The sequence below is a fragment of the Paenibacillus sp. GM1FR genome (assembly GCF_002803315.1).
GTDB lineage: Bacteria > Bacillota > Bacilli > Paenibacillales > Paenibacillaceae > Paenibacillus > Paenibacillus amylolyticus.
This window is the reverse complement of the sequence record NZ_MKZL01000066.1, coordinates 256450-273147: the sequence shown is the minus strand read 5'-3', so window position 1 is coordinate 273147 and position 16698 is coordinate 256450. Positions and strand designations below refer to the sequence as shown.

The window sequence follows — 16698 nt, the reverse complement described above, 5'->3', positions numbered from 1 at the left end:
GTAGCTATGTACGGACGGGATAAACGCTGAAAGCATCTAAGCGTGAAGCCCCCCTCAAGATGAGATTTCCCAGTATGTAAGACCCCTTGAAGACGACGAGGTAGATAGGCTGGGGGTGGAAGTGCAGCAATGCATGGAGCTGACCAGTACTAATCGGTCGAGGGCTTATCCAATAGCAAGTTGTCATTCGCATGTTTCGTTTCGAATCTAGTTTTCAGGGAGCAACAACTCTGAAATGTAAGCTACGCGTTTGGTGGCGATGGCGGAGGGGTTCCACACGTACCCATCCCGAACACGACCGTTAAGCCCTCTAGCGCCGATGGTACTTGGACCGCAGGGTCCTGGGAGAGTAGGACGCCGCCAAGCGAACTCTTTCATCATACATAGAAAACAGGCTCTGCATGTGGACGTTGTACGATGAATTGCATTTGCCCTGCAAATGCATATTATTCCCTGATAGCTCAGTTGGTAGAGCACTCGACTGTTAATCGAGTTGTCACAGGTTCGAGCCCTGTTCGGGGAGCCATTTGCTCTCATAGCTCAGTAGGTAGAGTGCATCCATGGTAAGGATGAGGTCACCGGTTCGATCCCGGTTGAGAGCTTTGGAAATGGGGCCCGTTGGTCAAGGGGTTAAGACACCTCCCTTTCACGGAGGTAACAGGGGTTCGAATCCCCTACGGGTCATATAGTTGGAGGCTTAGCTCAGCTGGGAGAGCATCTGCCTTACAAGCAGAGGGTCGGGGGTTCGATCCCCTCAGCCTCCACCATATTTTTATTGGGGATTAGCCAAGCGGTAAGGCAACGGACTTTGACTCCGTCATGCATAGGTTCAAATCCTATATCCCCAGCCATTTTAGTATGAGTCATTAGCTCAGTTGGTAGAGCACCTGACTTTTAATCAGGGTGTCGAAGGTTCGAGCCCTTCATGACTCACCATCATATGCGCGTGTGGCGGAATTGGCAGACGCACTAGACTTAGGATCTAGCGTCTTTGACGTGGGGGTTCAAGTCCCTCCACGCGCATCCTTTATTTGCGGAAGTGGCTCAGCGGTAGAGCATCGCCTTGCCAAGGCGAGGGTCGCGGGTTCGATTCCCGTCTTCCGCTCCAATATTTTTGCGCCCTTAGCTCAGCTGGATAGAGCGTTTGACTACGAATCAAAAGGCCGGGAGTTCGAATCTCTCAGGGCGCGCCATTATTTTTTAGTATCGGGATGTAGCTCAGCTTGGTAGAGCACCTGGTTTGGGACCAGGGGGTCGCATGTTCAAATCGTGTCATCCCGATTTTTGTTTATGCGGGTGTAGTTCAATGGTAGAACTTTAGCCTTCCAAGCTAATAGCGTGGGTTCGATTCCCATCACCCGCTTACAGGACATAATGAAAGAGCCTTTGCAGATGCAGAGGCTCTTTTATTCTTATTAACGTAAGAATTAGCAGTTATTTTATGTAAGGAACAGTACAGGTTTATTTAAAAAAAGAGCCAAGACCTCCCTATTTTAATAGTAAAGGGGTCTTGGCTTTTCTGTTTATCCCTGTCGATGAGCTACCTCTAAGACGCAGCAGCTATTGTATAGTGAAGAGCGCACAATTTAACGTTCGTTGTGGTCCGTCACTCTTTTACGCATGCCAGCTAATCCAAGCAGTCCCAACAAACCAAGCCAGCCCCAATCCATGCCGTTGTCACGGTCGGTTGTTGTGGCGTTTGCCCGAACATTGTTGGTACGATAGTCACCATTGTTGCGGTAGTTTCCATCCATGTTCATATTCATGTTGGAATTAGTGTTTGTGCGGTCCATGTAGTTGGTGTCCTGATAAGACCGGACACGTGATCCGTTGGTGTTGGTATCCATTCCTTTGGGCATATGACCATCAGCAGCAGCAGGGCCAGCCATAGCGGCCACCAGAAGCACGGAAGCAATAATTGTTGTACCTTTCTTCATCATTTGGATTCCTCCTTTTTAGTAAGAGCTACAGATTAATCTGCCCAAGAAGACAAGTACAATATGTAGAAATAGTCTGTTAAGATATACCTTTGAGTCCAGTTGAATAACAACGTACATAAGAAACTTGCCTAGTAAGCAGACTGTAGTGGGAAGAAAATTATAATTACATCTTTAATTTATTGCGTCACTGTGGTAAAGTATACAAAAGCTTGCTTTGCCGGTCATGTTTCTTTGTATATCATCTGTTCTCAAACAATGAAATTATGCGGTTTAACCTTAATATCAGGTACAGGGGATCATATCTAAAAGAACTGTATATTTATGAGTTTTTAAGAATAGGTATGAGACTTTTGATTTATCTAAAGTACGTGAAAAAGGTATCATGCGACAGTATATGACCATTAATTGAAGCAGAACAAGAAAATGAATAAAAAAGCGTGTTTTTGTGCTGTAAATCGGGGATAATCCCCATTTTTTCTAGTAGAAAAATAAAGATTTTCGTACCATTTTATTGTATGATGTTATGAAGGTGTCAAATTTACGTGTACGAATGGAACGATCAGATGGGAGGATAAGCATGACTGAAACTATGGTAACCGCCAGCAAAAGCCAATCCAACAACCTGCTTCGGCGAGACGTGCGGTTCCTGGGCAATATACTCGGAGAAGTTCTTGTCCATCAAGGCGGCACGGAGCTTCTAGATATCGTTGAGAAGATTCGGGAAACGAGCAAATCGTTACGTGCAGAATTTCTGCCAGAACTCTATGCAGAGTTCAAAACGATGATCCAGGAATTAGACTCGGACAATCGTCACCAGGTTATTCGGGCTTTCGCTATTTATTTTCAATTAGTTAATATTGCTGAACAAAACCATCGGATCCGGCGTAAACGGGATTATGAACGTTCTGCTGGGGACGCTGTGCAGCCAGGATCGATTGAGAAAGCAGTACAGGATCTTAAGGAACGTGGACTGTCTCATACAGAGGTGGAAGAGATTCTCGACGATTTGTCGTTGGAACTCGTTATGACAGCTCACCCAACCGAAGCTATGCGCCGGGTTATTCTGGACATCCATAAACGGATATCCGAAGATGTCATGTCACTTGATAATCCTACGCTGACGTTGCGTGAACGTGAACAGTTGCGTGAGAAGCTGCTGAATGAGGTTATTACACTCTGGCAGACAGATGAACTTCGCGACCGCAAACCGACTGTACTCGATGAAGTGCGGAACGGGATGTATTACTTTCATGAAACGTTGTTCCACGTACTTCCGGATGTATATCAGGAGCTGGAACGCTGCCTGAACAAATTTTATCCTGACCATGACTGGCATGTGCCGACGTATTTGCGGTTCGGTTCCTGGATCGGTGGAGACCGGGATGGAAATCCTTCGGTAACTTCAGATGTAACATGGCAGACACTGTTGATGCAACGCAAGCTTGCTTTGCGTGAATACCAACGGATTATGATTGAACTTATGGGCCATCTCAGCTTCAGCACAAACATCATTCATGTATCGGATGAGCTGGTGCAGTCGATTGAGCAGGACCGTAATTCTGTTACATTGAAAAAAGTGGATATCTGGCGGAATGAAAAAGAGCCATACCGCATCAAATTGGCTTATATGATTGCCAAGCTGAACAATGTACTGGATGAGAACAAATTAGGTCAGCCTGACCGTTATCATAGCGCACAGGATTTGATTGATGAACTGATGATTATTGATCGAAGTCTGCGCCATCATTTTGCCGATTACGTAGCAGATACGACCATTCGCAAAATGATTCGTCAAGTCGAGTTGTTTGGTTTCCATACCGCAGCATTGGATGTGCGTCAGCACAGTAAGGAACATGAAAATGCGATGTCGGAGATTTTGGCGAAAATGAACATTGTAGAGGATTATGCGCGTCTGACTGAAGACGGTAAAATCGATCTGCTTGCTCGTTTGCTGGATGATCCACGTCCGCTTACTTCTCCTTATCACCAATACACGGAGGGAACCAAAGAATGTCTGGATGTCTTCCGTACCATCAAGCGTGCCCAGAACGAATTTGGGAACGGCTGTATCACAAGTTACCTGATCAGTATGACGCAGGGCGCAAGTGATTTGCTGGAGGTTATGGTATTTGCCAAGGAAGTGGGCTTATTCACCAAAGGTCACAACGGTGACGTTGTATCTACACTTCAAGCGGTACCGCTGTTTGAAACGATTGATGATCTACATGCGGCTTCGGATATTATGCAGAAGCTGTTCAACCTTCCTGTATACCGCGCAAGCGTAAAAGGACGGAATGAACTGCATGAAATCATGCTTGGTTATTCAGACAGTAACAAGGATGGCGGCGTGGTTACAGCCAACTGGGAATTGCGTGTAGCAATGAATGCCATCACGGCTGTAGGGAATGAACACGGCGTTAAGCTGAAGTTCTTCCATGGACGTGGCGGGGCTCTTGGACGTGGCGGCATGCCACTCAACCGCAGTATTCTTGCTCAACCACCACATACGATTGGTGGGGGCATCAAGATTACGGAGCAGGGAGAGGTTATTTCTTCCCGTTATTCCCTTCAGGGGATTGCATACCGCAGTCTGGAGCAGGCAACTTCGGCTCTAATCACAGCAGCACTTAATGGGCTTGAGCCGCAAGAGTCAGCATCCGAACGTCATTGGGACAGCATCATCAAAGAGATTTCGGAAGTATCTCTGACGAAATATCAGGATCTGATTTTCCGTGATCCAGACTTCTTCACCTTCTTCAAAGAATCAACGCCGCTTCCGGAGGTTGGTGAGCTGAATATTGGTTCTCGTCCATCCAAGCGTAAAAATAGCGATAAGTTTGAAGATCTGAGAGCGATCCCTTGGGTATTCGCCTGGACTCAAAGTCGTTATCTGCTTCCGGCATGGTATGCGGCAGGAACAGGATTGCAAAGTTACTATCAGGATAAAGAGGAAAATCTGGTTGTCCTGAAAGAAATGTATGCAAGCTTCCCATTCTTCCGTACATTAATTGATACGGTACAGATGGCCGTAGCCAAGGCTGATCTGGTCATTGCCAAAGAATATTCAGCCATGACTTCGAACAAGGAAGCCCGTGATCGCATCTACGGTCAGATTGAAGCCGAATTCAAGCTCACAAAAGAGCTGATTCTGAAAATTACCGGAGAAGCTGAAATTCTGGATGATGTACCGGTTATTCAAGAATCCATTCGCCTTCGTAACCCTTATGTAGATCCGTTGTCCTACATGCAAGTTCAACTTCTGAGCGAGCTCAGAGATATGCGTGAACGTGGTGAGGATGATACAGAACTGCTCAGAGAAGTGTTGCTGACAATCAATGGCATCGCTGCAGGACTGCGTAACACAGGTTGATGATTGAACTGCTGCATTTGAATAATTATATGTAACAAAGTACCCATTACTTTGTTAACTAAAAAGCTCCATTCTCTGCTCTACGGAGTAAGAGATGAAACGGGACTCCTGCGGGAGTTCCCGTTTTTACTGTTTTTGGCGGATATTTGTCATACAGTCTTGATTTTTGACCAAAGTTGATTTACGATTTGATTGGTGAATTACAAGTGTGGACGGGTATCAGAAGACGGAAGACCCATCAGCATGTCTGGGGGAATAAGGGTGGACAATTTGGAGAATAGGCTTATTAAACTGGTGCTCAAGGGCGACCAGAGAGCCTTTGCAGAAATCGTTGAACTATATAAGGACAAGCTATTTCATTTGGCATACCGGATGCTGAACAATCGTCATGAAGCTGAAGACGTTGTGCAGGAGACGTTTTTGCGTGTGTTTCGTAATATGGAGAAGTACGATCCGAACCAGAAGTTCTCAACCTGGATCTACCGGATCGCAACGAATCTGTGTATTGACCGACTGCGCAGAAAGAAACCTTCATACTCATTGGATGCTGAACTGAATGATCAGGAAGGATCTGATGGTTATGCGATGCTCCCGAGTGATGATCGTACACCGGAGAGTGAAGCGCTCCTGTCAGAAACGCAGACACTCATTCGTGAGGCCATTGACAGTTTGCCAGCCAAGTATAAGTCCGTTATGATTCTGAGATATTTACAGGACTTGTCGCTACAGGAAATCAGTGATGTGACAGGTATGCCCGTAACAACGATCAAGACACGCGTTCATCGGGGCCGTGATTTTCTACGTAAAAAATTGGAGTATAAGTTATAAATGTTAAGCGCCTTTAAATATGGGCGAAATTATTTGAAACATATCCGAAACGGATGCGTATGTAATGTATGCAAGTCTTATGCGTGCTTTTTAATGGCACATGGACTAAGTGATTTAAGAAAGGATTGGCTCTCATATGGATTGCAACTCGGCCGTCTCTTTAATGCATGAATGTTTGGATGAGTCGTTGTCCCCGGCCCAGAAGGTTGAACTGAAAAGTCACCTTGTGATCTGTCCGGATTGTCGCATGCGCTTTAAAGAGTTGGAACAGACGGAAATGTTACTCTTTGCCATGAAACACTATTCACCGTCTGCCTCTGATGAGCTGACCAATCGAATTATGAATGCTCTGCCCCAGCCCAAGAGACAGCAAGCATGGCTCAAATGGGTCAAAGGACATCCCGCGCTGACGGCGGCAGCCTTCTTTTTGGTCGTGATGCTCTTTAGCGCCTTGAATTTCTGGAATCAGAATAACGAAATGGTTGTTAAGGGAAATAATCTGGACCAGATCGTGATTCAGGGTAACACGGTTATTGTTCCTGAAGGTAAGTCAATTGCTGGCGATCTTACGATAGAAAATGGAACCGCACAAGTATATGGTGATGTGAACGGCAATCTGACGGTTATCGACGGACAACTGTTTCAGGCTTCAACGGCGCATATTTCAGGTCAGGTGAAAAGTATTGATCAGGCGCTGGACTGGTTCTGGTACAAAATAACCAATATGGTAAATGAAGTGGCTTATCGCTAGAACAGGGTAAAATTCTTCAATGGTATATACCAAGCAGGGTACCTCCAGATTGCATGGGGTACTCTTTTTTTATACGCAAACTTTGTAATTCATGGTAAATGTGATGTTTATGTGCAGTTTGAGACTGCCGTAACTTGCAACCTGAACGTTAACGTTATAACCTAGATACTAAAGAGAACATACTACTACATATAGATAAGCATTTTGCACAAATCAAATAATGCAAAAATGCGGAGACAAAGGATTATATAAAATCCTAATGGGTTAATATGAGATCAGGGTTTACTCATCAATGGGGATAGCGGGGGCTGGCTTATGAATTATTTTGCTGACTTAACGTGGACAGAGTCCATTAAGGACGTTATCGATATATTGATCGTTACCTATATTATGTACAAACTGATTTTGCTTGTGCGGGGGACACGTGCGGTTCAGCTCCTAAAAGGGATTCTGTTCCTTGTGCTGATCTGGGCATTAAGTACGTGGCTAAACTTGTATACGCTCAAATGGTTAATGAACCAGATGTTTACGTTTGGTGTCGTTGCGGTCTTCATTATCTTTCAGCCGGAACTACGTCGTGGTCTGGAGCAATTGGGACGCGGTAAGCTGTTTGGACGTTCAGCGGCAGCGAGTGATGAAGAACTAACCGTGTTAATTGGTGAGATTATTAAGTCAGTTAATTATTTGTCACGGCGTAAAATTGGCGCTTTGGTCGTATTTGAACGTGAAACAGGTCTGAACGATTACACGGAATCGGGCATTAAGATGCACTCTCTGGTCAGCTCGGAGCTGATGATTAACATCTTTATTCCAAATACACCGCTCCATGATGGAGCCGTTATTATACAGGGAAAACAGATTTCGGCGGCAGCTTGTTATTTGCCATTATCAGAGAATCCTTTTATCAGTAAGGAATTGGGAACACGTCACCGTGCAGCAATCGGGATTACCGAAGTTGCAGATGCGATCTGTTTGGTTGTCTCCGAGGAGACTGGACAAGTGTCACTTGCAATGAATGGACAGGTCGTTCGTGATATTAAGGAAGAATCGCTGATTGCCAAACTGTATGAGGAGTTGCGCCCTACATCCAATCTGAAAAAGAATGGCTGGACAACCTTCTGGAAACGGAAGGGAGGACGTAACAATGGATAAGTGGTTTAACAATAATAACTTTGCCAAAATACTTGCGCTTGCGGTGAGCCTGTTGCTCTGGTTCATGATTCATCTGGATGAAGTACCAACCACCCCTACGATTACAACAGGGACAACCAACAAGGTTGTGGAACGTACGGTGCCTGTTCAACCTTATGGATTAGACAGCAACAGCTATGTGCTCACTTCATTAAGTACGGATGAGGTCCGGTTGGAGATTAAAGGACAGCGCTCGATGCTAACATCGATTTTTACGAATGACGATTACAAGGTACTGGTCGATCTGAGTCAGGTGAAAGATGGGTCCAATACACTGCCACTTGTACCTGATTTGCCTTCCGGGGTAGAAGTGGTCAGCATGGAACCTTCCATGGTTACGGTGAACGTAGAAAAATTGGGCACCAAATCCTTCAATGTGAATATTGTACCCCAAGGGGAACCATCCGCCGGATACAGCGCTGGAACGCCCGTAACTGAACCTTCGACGCCGGTTAAGGTAACTCTGCCCGAAGGGCAACTCGAGGCTGTAGCGAAGGTCCAGGGCAGTGTGAGCGTGAAAGATGCCAAGGAAGATGTCATACAGAAAAAAGTGAAACTTCAAGCATACGATGCTGAAGGCAAGGTCCTTGAAAATGCGATTATAACGCCTCAAACGGTTGAAGTCCGAGTTCCGGTCAATCAGCCCTATACATCTGTACCCTTAAGAATCAAATATTCGGGACAGCTTCCGGAAGGCCTGGTACTCTCCACGGTAGAGGCAAACGTGAAAGAAGTCTCGGTTTATGGATCAGAGGATGCGCTTGCAGGTATACAGTCCTACGACCAAGTAACCCTTGATCTTACACAGTTTGATCAGTCGGGTACATCGACAGTTAACGTGGACTTGACGCCGCCTTCCGGTTTTGAGAAAATCGAGCCTAGTTCGATTCAGATCAAGGTAACCATATCACCATTTGACGAGGCAGAGGAGACAACCAAAGTCTTTCCGAACGTCCCCATCACACTTACCGGTGCGGGAAATGGACTGGAAGGGACGCTGGTTACGCCTCGAAGCGGCGGTCTGAACCTCACCCTTACAGGCTCAGCAAGTATGCTTGAGGGTCTGAGTAGTGATGATCTCACGTTAACCGGGGATCTTGCTGGACTTGCGGTCGGAACGCATGAGATCAAGCTTGAAGCCGACCTGCCCCGTTATGCCAAACTGGATGAATCATCCAATGCATTGAGTGCGACGGTCAAAATTAGCGAAAAGGCTGAAGATACCACGACCACTCCTGGCGAAGAACCGACGGACGAGGGAACGGTAGCACCTGACCCAACACCAGCCGAGGTTGAAAATGGGGAAACAGAGCCTGTTCCTGATGAAGAAGAAACGGAATCGAATACGGATACTCAGGATCAGGGCCAACAGGGGAGCACAAGCAGTCGAGGTAATTTAAATAATAATAACAGCGGTACTGGCAGTAAAAGTGGCGCGAATCCGTAAACGTTCTAATTTTAAAATTCTCAAAAAATAATAATAGTGCTCGTATATGATGCGAATAGAAGGAGTTAAATCATGGGGAAATATTTTGGTACAGATGGTGTAAGAGGGGTTGCCAATAAAGAGTTAACGGCAGAGCTGGCTTACAGCATTGGACGTTGTGGTGGTTACGTGCTTGCAGGTGGTGTGGAAAGACCAAAAGTGGTTATCGGCATGGATACTCGTATCTCGGGATTGATGTTGGAATCCGCACTGGTTGCAGGTCTGTTGTCCATTGGCGCTGATGTGATCCGTCTGGGCGTTGTATCCACTCCGGGAGTGGCGTATATTACACGTTTGTTGAAAGCTGACGCGGGCGTGATGATCTCGGCTTCCCACAATCCGGTTGAGGATAACGGAATCAAGTTCTTTGGTGGAGATGGCTTCAAGCTGTCTGATGAAACAGAGAACCGGATTGAAGAACTGATGGATGCGGAGACAGATCAATTGCCACGGCCAGTTGGTGGCGGACTGGGTACTGTAACGACAGATGAAGAATCCCGTTATCGTTACCTTGATTTCCTGAAAACGACTGTAAATGAATCGTTCTCTGGACTTAAAATTGTTTTGGACTGTGCAAACGGAGCAGCTTATGAACTGGCACCAAAATTGTTCAGTGAACTAGGTGCAGAAGTCATTGCCATTGGCGCTGAGCCTAACGGCCTGAATATTAATGAGCAATGTGGATCAACTCATCCAGAGAACCTGAAACAAGAAGTGTTCAAACATAAAGCAGATCTGGGTCTTGCTTTTGACGGGGATGCGGATCGTCTGATTGCTATTGATGAGACAGGCGCTGAGGTGGATGGAGACTTCATTCTGTGTATCTGTGGTGATGCGATGAATCGTGCAGGCAAGTTGAAGGACAGTACTGTTGTATCGACCGTTATGAGTAACATCGGATTCTACAAAGCAACGGAGAAACTTGCACTGAAAACAGCTAAAACGGCAGTAGGTGATCGTTATGTGATGGAGGAAATGCGTCGCGGCGGTTACAACTTGGGTGGAGAACAATCTGGCCATGTTATTTTCCTGGATTACAATACAACAGGAGACGGTATGCTGACTGCGATTCAACTCGTGGATACGCTCAAGGCTTCCGGTAAAAAACTGAGTGAACTAAAAGCGCTAATGACCCAGTACCCACAAGTATTGGTGAATGTGCGTGTTGAAGATAAGAGTAAATACGAGGGCAATGCTGCAATCGAGCAAGCTATTGCTACAGTAGAACAACAACTCGGGGATAATGGACGTGTACTCGTTCGTGCTTCAGGTACTGAATCTCTGATCCGTGTTATGGCGGAAGGACCAGATAAAGACGAACTTGAACAATTTGTGTCTCAAATCGCAGATGTAGTGCAAAAAGAGCTGGTATAGGACTGGAAGATGTAAGAGGCTTAATATAACATGATTTAGGACTTATGCATGGATATTCCTGCGTCCCGGCCTGATGAGACCATAGGTCTGTTTATCCGGTCGGGATTGTAGGTAAATATGCTAAAATTGTCACAGGTACTTTGCTCCATTGCAAAATGGACCTGACGTGCATATAATGAGTGGAGTCGTCATTCAGACACAGAAAGTGAGGAACGTAAGGTTACAGTTATACAAGCGCCAGAGCTTGGAGTTGCGCGGGATGATGTTGATCAGGATTTCTTCTAGGTTGAAGAACGCTGATTAAGATCAACGGCAATCAAGCTGACGAGGTGGAGGTGTTCGGATTGTTCGGCGGGGACCTCCCGGTGAAGCACCAGAGCCGTAAACCGGATTGCGGAAAATGGATAGGTGACTGTCCACACAACGCGCCGGTGCAGGTGCAAGAGTTAAACTAAAGTTCAAATGAATGTGCGTGAAGAGCGTAAACAGTACGCGGACGGGAAAATGATGTACATTCATGATTGCATTCATTACAGCTTATGATGACAGCGGGGCGACACGAGGTCGCTCTGATCATTGATAATTGAATAAGTACCAAGTATTCATGAAACGCTAGGCAATCACTCATTTTTCCGATATGCCGCCTCTGCCTGTTTCTCTTCGTGACACAGTATTCATATACAAACGGAGGAAATAAATTATGTGCGGTATTGTTGGATATATTGGTAATAAGAACACTCAATCGGTATTGGTCGAAGGATTAAAGAAACTTGAGTATCGTGGTTATGATTCTGCAGGTATCGCAGTATTCACACCGGAAGGTCTGCAAATCACGAAAGCTCTTGGTCGTCTTGCGAATCTTGAAGCCAAGCTGGATGGTGCACCACTGGTAGGTAATGCCGGAATCGGACACACACGTTGGGCAACTCATGGTAAACCATCGGATGAGAACTCTCATCCACACACGGATGGAAGCCAAAAGTTCTCTGTTGTGCATAACGGTATTATTGAGAACTACCTGGATCTGAAGGACGAATTGATGGCTCAAGGTCACACGTTCACTTCCGAGACAGATACTGAGGTTATCTCTCACCTGATCGCACGTGAATACAATGGTGATATCGTCAAAACAGTTCAAAAAGTGATCACGTTGTTGCGTGGCGCATTTGCACTGGGTGTATTGACAGAGCATGAGCCTGAGAAACTCGTGGCTGTGCGTCAAGCAAGCCCATTGATTATTGGTATTGGTGAAGGCGAGAACTTCATTGGTTCCGACATCCCGGCAATTCTGGAACATACACGTAACGTGTACATTCTGAATGATGGTGAAATGGCTGTATTGACACATGATGCTGTCGAATTGATGACGATTGAAGGTAACTTTATTTCTCGGGAAATGATTCGTGTCGATTGGGATGCTGTAACCGCAGAAAAAGGCGGATTTGAGCACTTCATGCTGAAAGAAATTCATGAGCAACCAAAAGCATATCGTGATACTATGCTGGGTCGCATCGATAATGAAGGCAAAAAAGTTCAACTTCCTGAGTTGAAAATGACTGAAGAACAAATTAAAAATATCCGTAACGTTCAAATCATTGCATGTGGTACAGCGTACCATGCAGGTCTGGTTGGACGTACAGTGATTGAGCAATTGGTACGTATTCCGGTTGAAACTGATGTGGCTTCCGAGTACCGTTACCGTTCCCCAATCGTGCACAAAGATACACTTGTAATCGTAGTGAGCCAATCCGGTGAAACTGCCGATACACTTGCTGCATTGCGTGAAGCACAATCCAATGGTGCACATGTACTGGCAATCACAAACGTAGTGGGCAGCTCCATTGCACGTGATGCAGATGATGTTATCGCAACATTGGCAGGTCCTGAAATTGCAGTAGCTTCTACCAAAGCCTATACTTCGCAATTGATCGCGTTCAACTTGCTGGGTCTGTACCTTGCACAAGTTCGTGGTACTCAATCTGCAGAAGAGATTGAACACACGCTGGCAGCAATGCAAGCATTGCCTGAGCAAGTGGAATCCATGTTGGAGCAAGCGGAAGCAATCAAAGGATATGCGGAGCAAATCTCCAAACATGAACATCTCTTCTTCATTGGCCGTGGTCTTGACTATGCAGTAGCTCAAGAAGGATCTTTGAAGCTGAAAGAGATCTCTTATATTCACTCCGAGGCGTATGCTGCGGGTGAGTTGAAACATGGTACGCTTGCATTGATCGAAGACGGTATCCCTGTTATTGCCCTGGCAACGCAGGAGAACGTACTTGAGAAAACAGTGAGCAACATTAAGGAAGTAAAAGCACGTGGCGCAGATGTATTGGCAATTACGTACGAAGAGCACGTAGCACCATTGCTGAAATCCGTAGACCAAGCGTTTGCGATTCCTAAGACGCTGCCACTGCTTAGCCCTGCTTTGTCTGTAGTTGCGCTGCAATTGCTGGCATACTATGCTTCCCTGGCACTGGGTCATGATGTAGATAAACCACGTAACCTGGCGAAAAGTGTAACGGTTGAGTAAGGTAAGGAATTCAGTAAACTAATACAGTATAAACAAAATAATGGTCCTGATGACTCTAAGTCATCAGGACTTTTTTGATGTTTCAGGAGGGTGGTTCTGAATATTAGAACCACCTTATTTGTGTTTTTGCATTGTAGATTGCGGTCATTCATTGGATGAAAATGCATCAGATTATAGAGCACCTTAGGAAGAGTATCCTTTTGTAATTCTCACATTTGAAATATTCTTCGTGCACGATTGTAATCAACTTCTTAAAGTGAATCATTAACATTCGCAACTCGTAAGTGCAAATATATCCCAAGAAGGATGCGGATCGATCATAAAAGATCATTTGAATGGTAAAGGAAGATGACTGAACGTGACGGGTACATCTTTCAGCAACTCACAAAATGGTATGCCAAGAAGCAACAATGCGCTCGATGAAGAAGCTTATTACGCGAAGTAAAATTTATTGACCGTTCAATTCGGACTCAGAACGCGATTGTAATCTGCATGTAAATGAGTGAAGGACATCGGAAAGCGTATAAGGGAAAACCTCACGTACGGTTTGACAAGGAGGAACAGAATATATTTCCCTCTAACAGAGGCGTAGAGAAGAAGACGTGATACAAAACGATGTCGGCTACCATCCGTGCGGACGCTATGGCCAGTTTCCAGCCAGGCTTTCAGAAATTGGTCAGGTAATCAAGTTAAAAATTACAAAGTGCAAGGAATCGGAACACCGGCAAAGAATATTTAAAGGGAATATATACCAAATTTACCTGTTAAGTGACTGAATGTCAACACTCGTCGAATTCCTTGATTGATGTCAAATCATTCCCAACGTTTCTTCTACATTCACTCTTTTTAACGAAAAATGTTAACACATAATGTTTTATGAACCAAATTTAACAATATAATGACTATATTTAACAAAAATTTCACTATACATTCTTGTAAATTTTGATATAATTCAACCTAGGTCTTATTCCCTATTATTCTAATAAATGGAATTGTAGGGTTTTTTATACCCATCCAAGCTGTGTGCGAGAGACCAGTATACTGGCTAACCAACAAGCCGGCATGTGGGGACCAACAATTGTGGAAAATGACAGCCTAGAATATGTTACTCCATGACGTCAGAAGGTTTAGAAAGGAAGGTTCGGAAAGATAGAGCCAACCTTATCCCAATTCCGATGGAGGATGAAGCGAGTGAGCATTTTTGAAAAGCTGGAATCCAACGTAAGATCTTACTGCAGAAGCTTTCCGGTGGTATTCGACCGGGCCAAGGGAGACCTTTTATATTCTGAGGACGGAAGAGCATATATTGATTTCTTTGCAGGTGCCGGGGCACTCAATTACGGCCATAACAACGATTATATTAAAGACCGGGTTCTCGATTACTTGACCTCCGACCGGATTATGCACGGTCTGGATATGTATACAATGGCCAAGCGTGAATTCATCCAGAGCTTCTCCGAGCGGATCCTGGAGCCGAAGAAGCTGAATTACAAGCTTCAATTCTGCGGTCCAACAGGGACGAATGCGGTGGAAGCGGCCCTGAAGCTCGCACGCAAGGCGAAGAAGAGAAGTGGAATATTCGCATTCATGGGTGGCTTCCACGGCATGTCGCTCGGCAGTCTGTCGGCGACAAGCTCCAAGTCCATGAGAGAAGGGGCGGGGCTTCCTCTGGACGGAGTTACGTTCATGCCGCACCCGAGCGGGGCTTTCGCTGAAATGGATACGCTCGGTTATATCGAGAATATCCTGACTGATTCGCACTCTGGAATCGATAAGCCGGCCGCGATCCTGCTTGAAACGGTACAAGCCGAAGGCGGAATTCACGTTGTAGAAGCACAGTGGCTACGTGAGCTGCAGCAGCTTTGCCGCAGGCACGATATTCTGCTCATTACAGACGAGATTCAAGTAGGATGCGGCCGGACAGGCGAATTCTTCTCCTTCGAACGTGCGGGGATCGAGCCGGATCTCATTACCCTGTCGAAGTCGATCAGCGGGTACGGCCTGCCAATGTCCCTCCTGCTGCTGAAGCCCGAACTGGATATCTGGACGCCGGGCGAGCACAACGGCACCTTCCGCGGCAACCAGCTGGCTTTTGTGGCCGCGAAGGCTGCTCTCGAGTTCCGGGACAGAACCGAACTGGAAGCTCAGGTGAAGCAGAAGGAAGAATATGTGCGCTCGTTCCTTGATCAAGAAATTAAGCCTCTGCATCCGTCCATCGCCATCCGCGGACTCGGCCTGATCTGGGGCATTGACGTCTCGGGGTTCATGGATGAAGCCGGGGCGAAGCGGGTGACGGATATCAGCTTCGAGAACGGGCTCATCATTGAAAGAGCCGGCAGAGGAGATTGTGTGCTGAAGATCATGCCTCCGCTGACCGTCTCGATGGAGCATCTGGCCGCCGGCTGCGACATTATCAAGTCCAGTATGCAGCAGGTGATCTCTCAGAAGACCAAGGATTTACTAGTAACGACCTAAGCTTGGCCAAGCCGATGGTCGCCCCCGGCAAGAGGCACGAAAGTGCCTTCCGGAGGGCGTGCGGACTTGATGTTAAGGTAGCGCTTTCACCTCATGCTACCTGCGGTAACGTCAATCAGCATGGAATTCTCCGGCAATCCAAGCGCAGTCCCGTTCGTGCCATACGGAGCATTCTTTGAGCCTCATGCAGTACCCTCGTTAAATTTAATCGTCAGGAAAAGCTCACTACCCCGCAGCCGAATCTTTACTTATCCACACCAGGGCTGTGGGGGAATAATCAAATCGTACATAGAGTGTATCAATACCCCTTAAACATAGGCTTCGTCAAAGGCAGCTCGGGTACCAAATCAGGAGGTACGGTCGACTTCCTGCTGGACGGCCGGAACCCTGCGGCAAGCCTTACATCGACAGGAGGAACATTCCTTGTCGTTTATCCCCAAATCCAATTCCGAACCCCAAGTTAAACCAAATCCCGTCTTCGGGTGGCTCGTCCGCAGCAATCTTATTGAAGCAGAGGAGTCCGAAGCAGCCGCATCCTTGCGTAGAACGATGTTTGTTGTCCTTTACGCATGGGAGCCGAGCTGTACAGCTGCTAGGCAGAGGATTGCCGCATGTGATCAACCGGACAATCGAAGCGGTGACATGGCGTAAGCCATTGACATTGTTGTCAGATGTTTGAAAAGGAGTGGAGCATTGCTTCGGCATATGCTCTGCCGGATTGCTTTTACCGATGAAGAGAGGGGAACGATC

The 16698-nt window shown here is 46.2% G+C and carries 10 protein-coding genes, 11 tRNA genes and 2 rRNA genes; 22 read left to right on the top strand and 1 reads right to left on the bottom strand.

Going from position 1 to position 16698, the window contains the following annotated elements:
- The 13 genes from PAEAM_RS30455 to PAEAM_RS30395 form a co-directional block, all read left to right on the top strand.
- Nucleotides 1-173: ribosomal RNA gene (locus PAEAM_RS30455) — 23S ribosomal RNA — on the top strand; the annotation flags it as partial.
- 76 nt (nucleotides 174-249) lie between these two features.
- Nucleotides 250-366, top strand: a 5S ribosomal RNA gene (rrf, locus tag PAEAM_RS30450).
- 84 nt (nucleotides 367-450) lie between these two features.
- A tRNA-Asn gene (locus tag PAEAM_RS30445) sits at nucleotides 451-526 on the top strand.
- A 3-nt stretch (nucleotides 527-529) separates the two neighbouring features.
- Nucleotides 530-602: transfer RNA gene (locus PAEAM_RS30440), tRNA-Thr, on the top strand.
- 10 nt (nucleotides 603-612) lie between these two features.
- Nucleotides 613-684 (top strand) — tRNA-Glu (locus PAEAM_RS30435).
- 7 nt (nucleotides 685-691) lie between these two features.
- Nucleotides 692-767 (top strand) — tRNA-Val (locus tag PAEAM_RS30430).
- A gap of 9 nt (nucleotides 768-776) precedes the next feature.
- Nucleotides 777-851: transfer RNA gene (locus PAEAM_RS30425), tRNA-Gln, on the top strand.
- Nucleotides 852-860: 9 nt separating this feature from the next.
- Nucleotides 861-936, top strand: a tRNA-Lys gene (locus PAEAM_RS30420).
- A 6-nt stretch (nucleotides 937-942) separates the two neighbouring features.
- Nucleotides 943-1023 (top strand) — tRNA-Leu (locus tag PAEAM_RS30415).
- Between the two features lie 10 nt (nucleotides 1024-1033).
- Nucleotides 1034-1108 (top strand) — tRNA-Gly (locus PAEAM_RS30410).
- 8 nt (nucleotides 1109-1116) lie between these two features.
- Nucleotides 1117-1193 (top strand) — tRNA-Arg (locus tag PAEAM_RS30405).
- 14 nt (nucleotides 1194-1207) lie between these two features.
- A tRNA-Pro gene (locus PAEAM_RS30400) sits at nucleotides 1208-1281 on the top strand.
- A gap of 11 nt (nucleotides 1282-1292) precedes the next feature.
- Nucleotides 1293-1363: transfer RNA gene (locus tag PAEAM_RS30395), tRNA-Gly, on the top strand.
- Nucleotides 1364-1586: 223 nt separating this feature from the next.
- On the opposite strand, the gene PAEAM_RS30390 is transcribed toward PAEAM_RS30395, so the two are convergent.
- Nucleotides 1587-1940, bottom strand: coding sequence for a WGxxGxxG family protein (locus tag PAEAM_RS30390; RefSeq protein WP_100529908.1), 354 nt, complete (start codon nucleotides 1938-1940; stop codon nucleotides 1587-1589).
- A 577-nt stretch (nucleotides 1941-2517) separates the two neighbouring features.
- Between PAEAM_RS30390 and ppc the strand changes: the two genes are divergently transcribed.
- The 9 genes from ppc (at nucleotide 2518) to PAEAM_RS30340 (ending at nucleotide 16599) form a co-directional block, all read left to right on the top strand.
- Nucleotides 2518-5310, top strand: coding sequence for a phosphoenolpyruvate carboxylase (ppc, locus tag PAEAM_RS30385; RefSeq protein WP_100529907.1), 2793 nt, complete (start codon nucleotides 2518-2520; stop codon nucleotides 5308-5310).
- A gap of 261 nt (nucleotides 5311-5571) precedes the next feature.
- Nucleotides 5572-6138, top strand: a complete 567-nt coding sequence (sigW, locus tag PAEAM_RS30380) for an RNA polymerase sigma factor SigW (RefSeq protein ID WP_036614044.1) — start codon at nucleotides 5572-5574, stop codon at nucleotides 6136-6138.
- Nucleotides 6139-6274: 136 nt separating this feature from the next.
- On the top strand, nucleotides 6275-6889 hold the full coding sequence (locus PAEAM_RS30375; RefSeq protein WP_036614042.1) for a zf-HC2 domain-containing protein: 615 nt from the start codon (nucleotides 6275-6277) through the stop codon (nucleotides 6887-6889).
- A 315-nt stretch (nucleotides 6890-7204) separates the two neighbouring features.
- On the top strand, nucleotides 7205-8041 hold the full coding sequence (gene cdaA, locus PAEAM_RS30370; protein ID WP_017692119.1) for a diadenylate cyclase CdaA: 837 nt from the start codon (nucleotides 7205-7207) through the stop codon (nucleotides 8039-8041).
- Nucleotides 8034-9527 carry a CdaR family protein gene (locus tag PAEAM_RS30365; RefSeq protein WP_165790109.1) on the top strand — a complete coding sequence of 498 codons (1494 nt, stop codon included), beginning with the start codon at nucleotides 8034-8036 and terminating at the stop codon, nucleotides 9525-9527. The genes cdaA and PAEAM_RS30365 overlap by 8 nt, the downstream gene beginning before the upstream one ends.
- A gap of 72 nt (nucleotides 9528-9599) precedes the next feature.
- Nucleotides 9600-10940 carry a phosphoglucosamine mutase gene (gene glmM, locus PAEAM_RS30360; protein WP_100529905.1) on the top strand — a complete coding sequence of 447 codons (1341 nt, stop codon included), beginning with the start codon at nucleotides 9600-9602 and terminating at the stop codon, nucleotides 10938-10940.
- A 700-nt stretch (nucleotides 10941-11640) separates the two neighbouring features.
- Nucleotides 11641-13473, top strand: coding sequence for a glutamine--fructose-6-phosphate transaminase (isomerizing) (glmS, locus tag PAEAM_RS30355; protein WP_036668148.1), 1833 nt, complete (start codon nucleotides 11641-11643; stop codon nucleotides 13471-13473).
- 1191 nt (nucleotides 13474-14664) lie between these two features.
- Complete coding sequence (gene ectB / locus PAEAM_RS30345) at nucleotides 14665-15948, top strand: diaminobutyrate--2-oxoglutarate transaminase (protein ID WP_100529904.1); 1284 nt, start codon at nucleotides 14665-14667, stop codon at nucleotides 15946-15948.
- A gap of 423 nt (nucleotides 15949-16371) precedes the next feature.
- The gene (locus PAEAM_RS30340; protein ID WP_100529903.1) at nucleotides 16372-16599 is read left to right on the top strand and encodes a hypothetical protein; all 228 of its coding nucleotides are present in this window, start codon (nucleotides 16372-16374) and stop codon (nucleotides 16597-16599) included.
- Nucleotides 16600-16698 lie beyond the last annotated feature (99 nt).

Bases quoted from the DNA above. Each gene is read 5' to 3' on its own strand.
- PAEAM_RS30390 (WP_100529908.1), bottom strand. From the start codon at position 1,940: ATGATGAAGAAAGGTACAACAATTATTGCTTCCGTGCTTCTGGTGGCC.
- ppc (WP_100529907.1), top strand. From the start codon at position 2,518: ATGACTGAAACTATGGTAACCGCCAGCAAAAGCCAATCCAACAACCTG.
- PAEAM_RS30375 (WP_036614042.1), top strand. From the start codon at position 6,275: ATGGATTGCAACTCGGCCGTCTCTTTAATGCATGAATGTTTGGATGAG.
- cdaA (WP_017692119.1), top strand. From the start codon at position 7,205: ATGAATTATTTTGCTGACTTAACGTGGACAGAGTCCATTAAGGACGTT.
- PAEAM_RS30365 (WP_165790109.1), top strand. From the start codon at position 8,034: ATGGATAAGTGGTTTAACAATAATAACTTTGCCAAAATACTTGCGCTT.
- glmM (WP_100529905.1), top strand. From the start codon at position 9,600: ATGGGGAAATATTTTGGTACAGATGGTGTAAGAGGGGTTGCCAATAAA.
- glmS (WP_036668148.1), top strand. From the start codon at position 11,641: ATGTGCGGTATTGTTGGATATATTGGTAATAAGAACACTCAATCGGTA.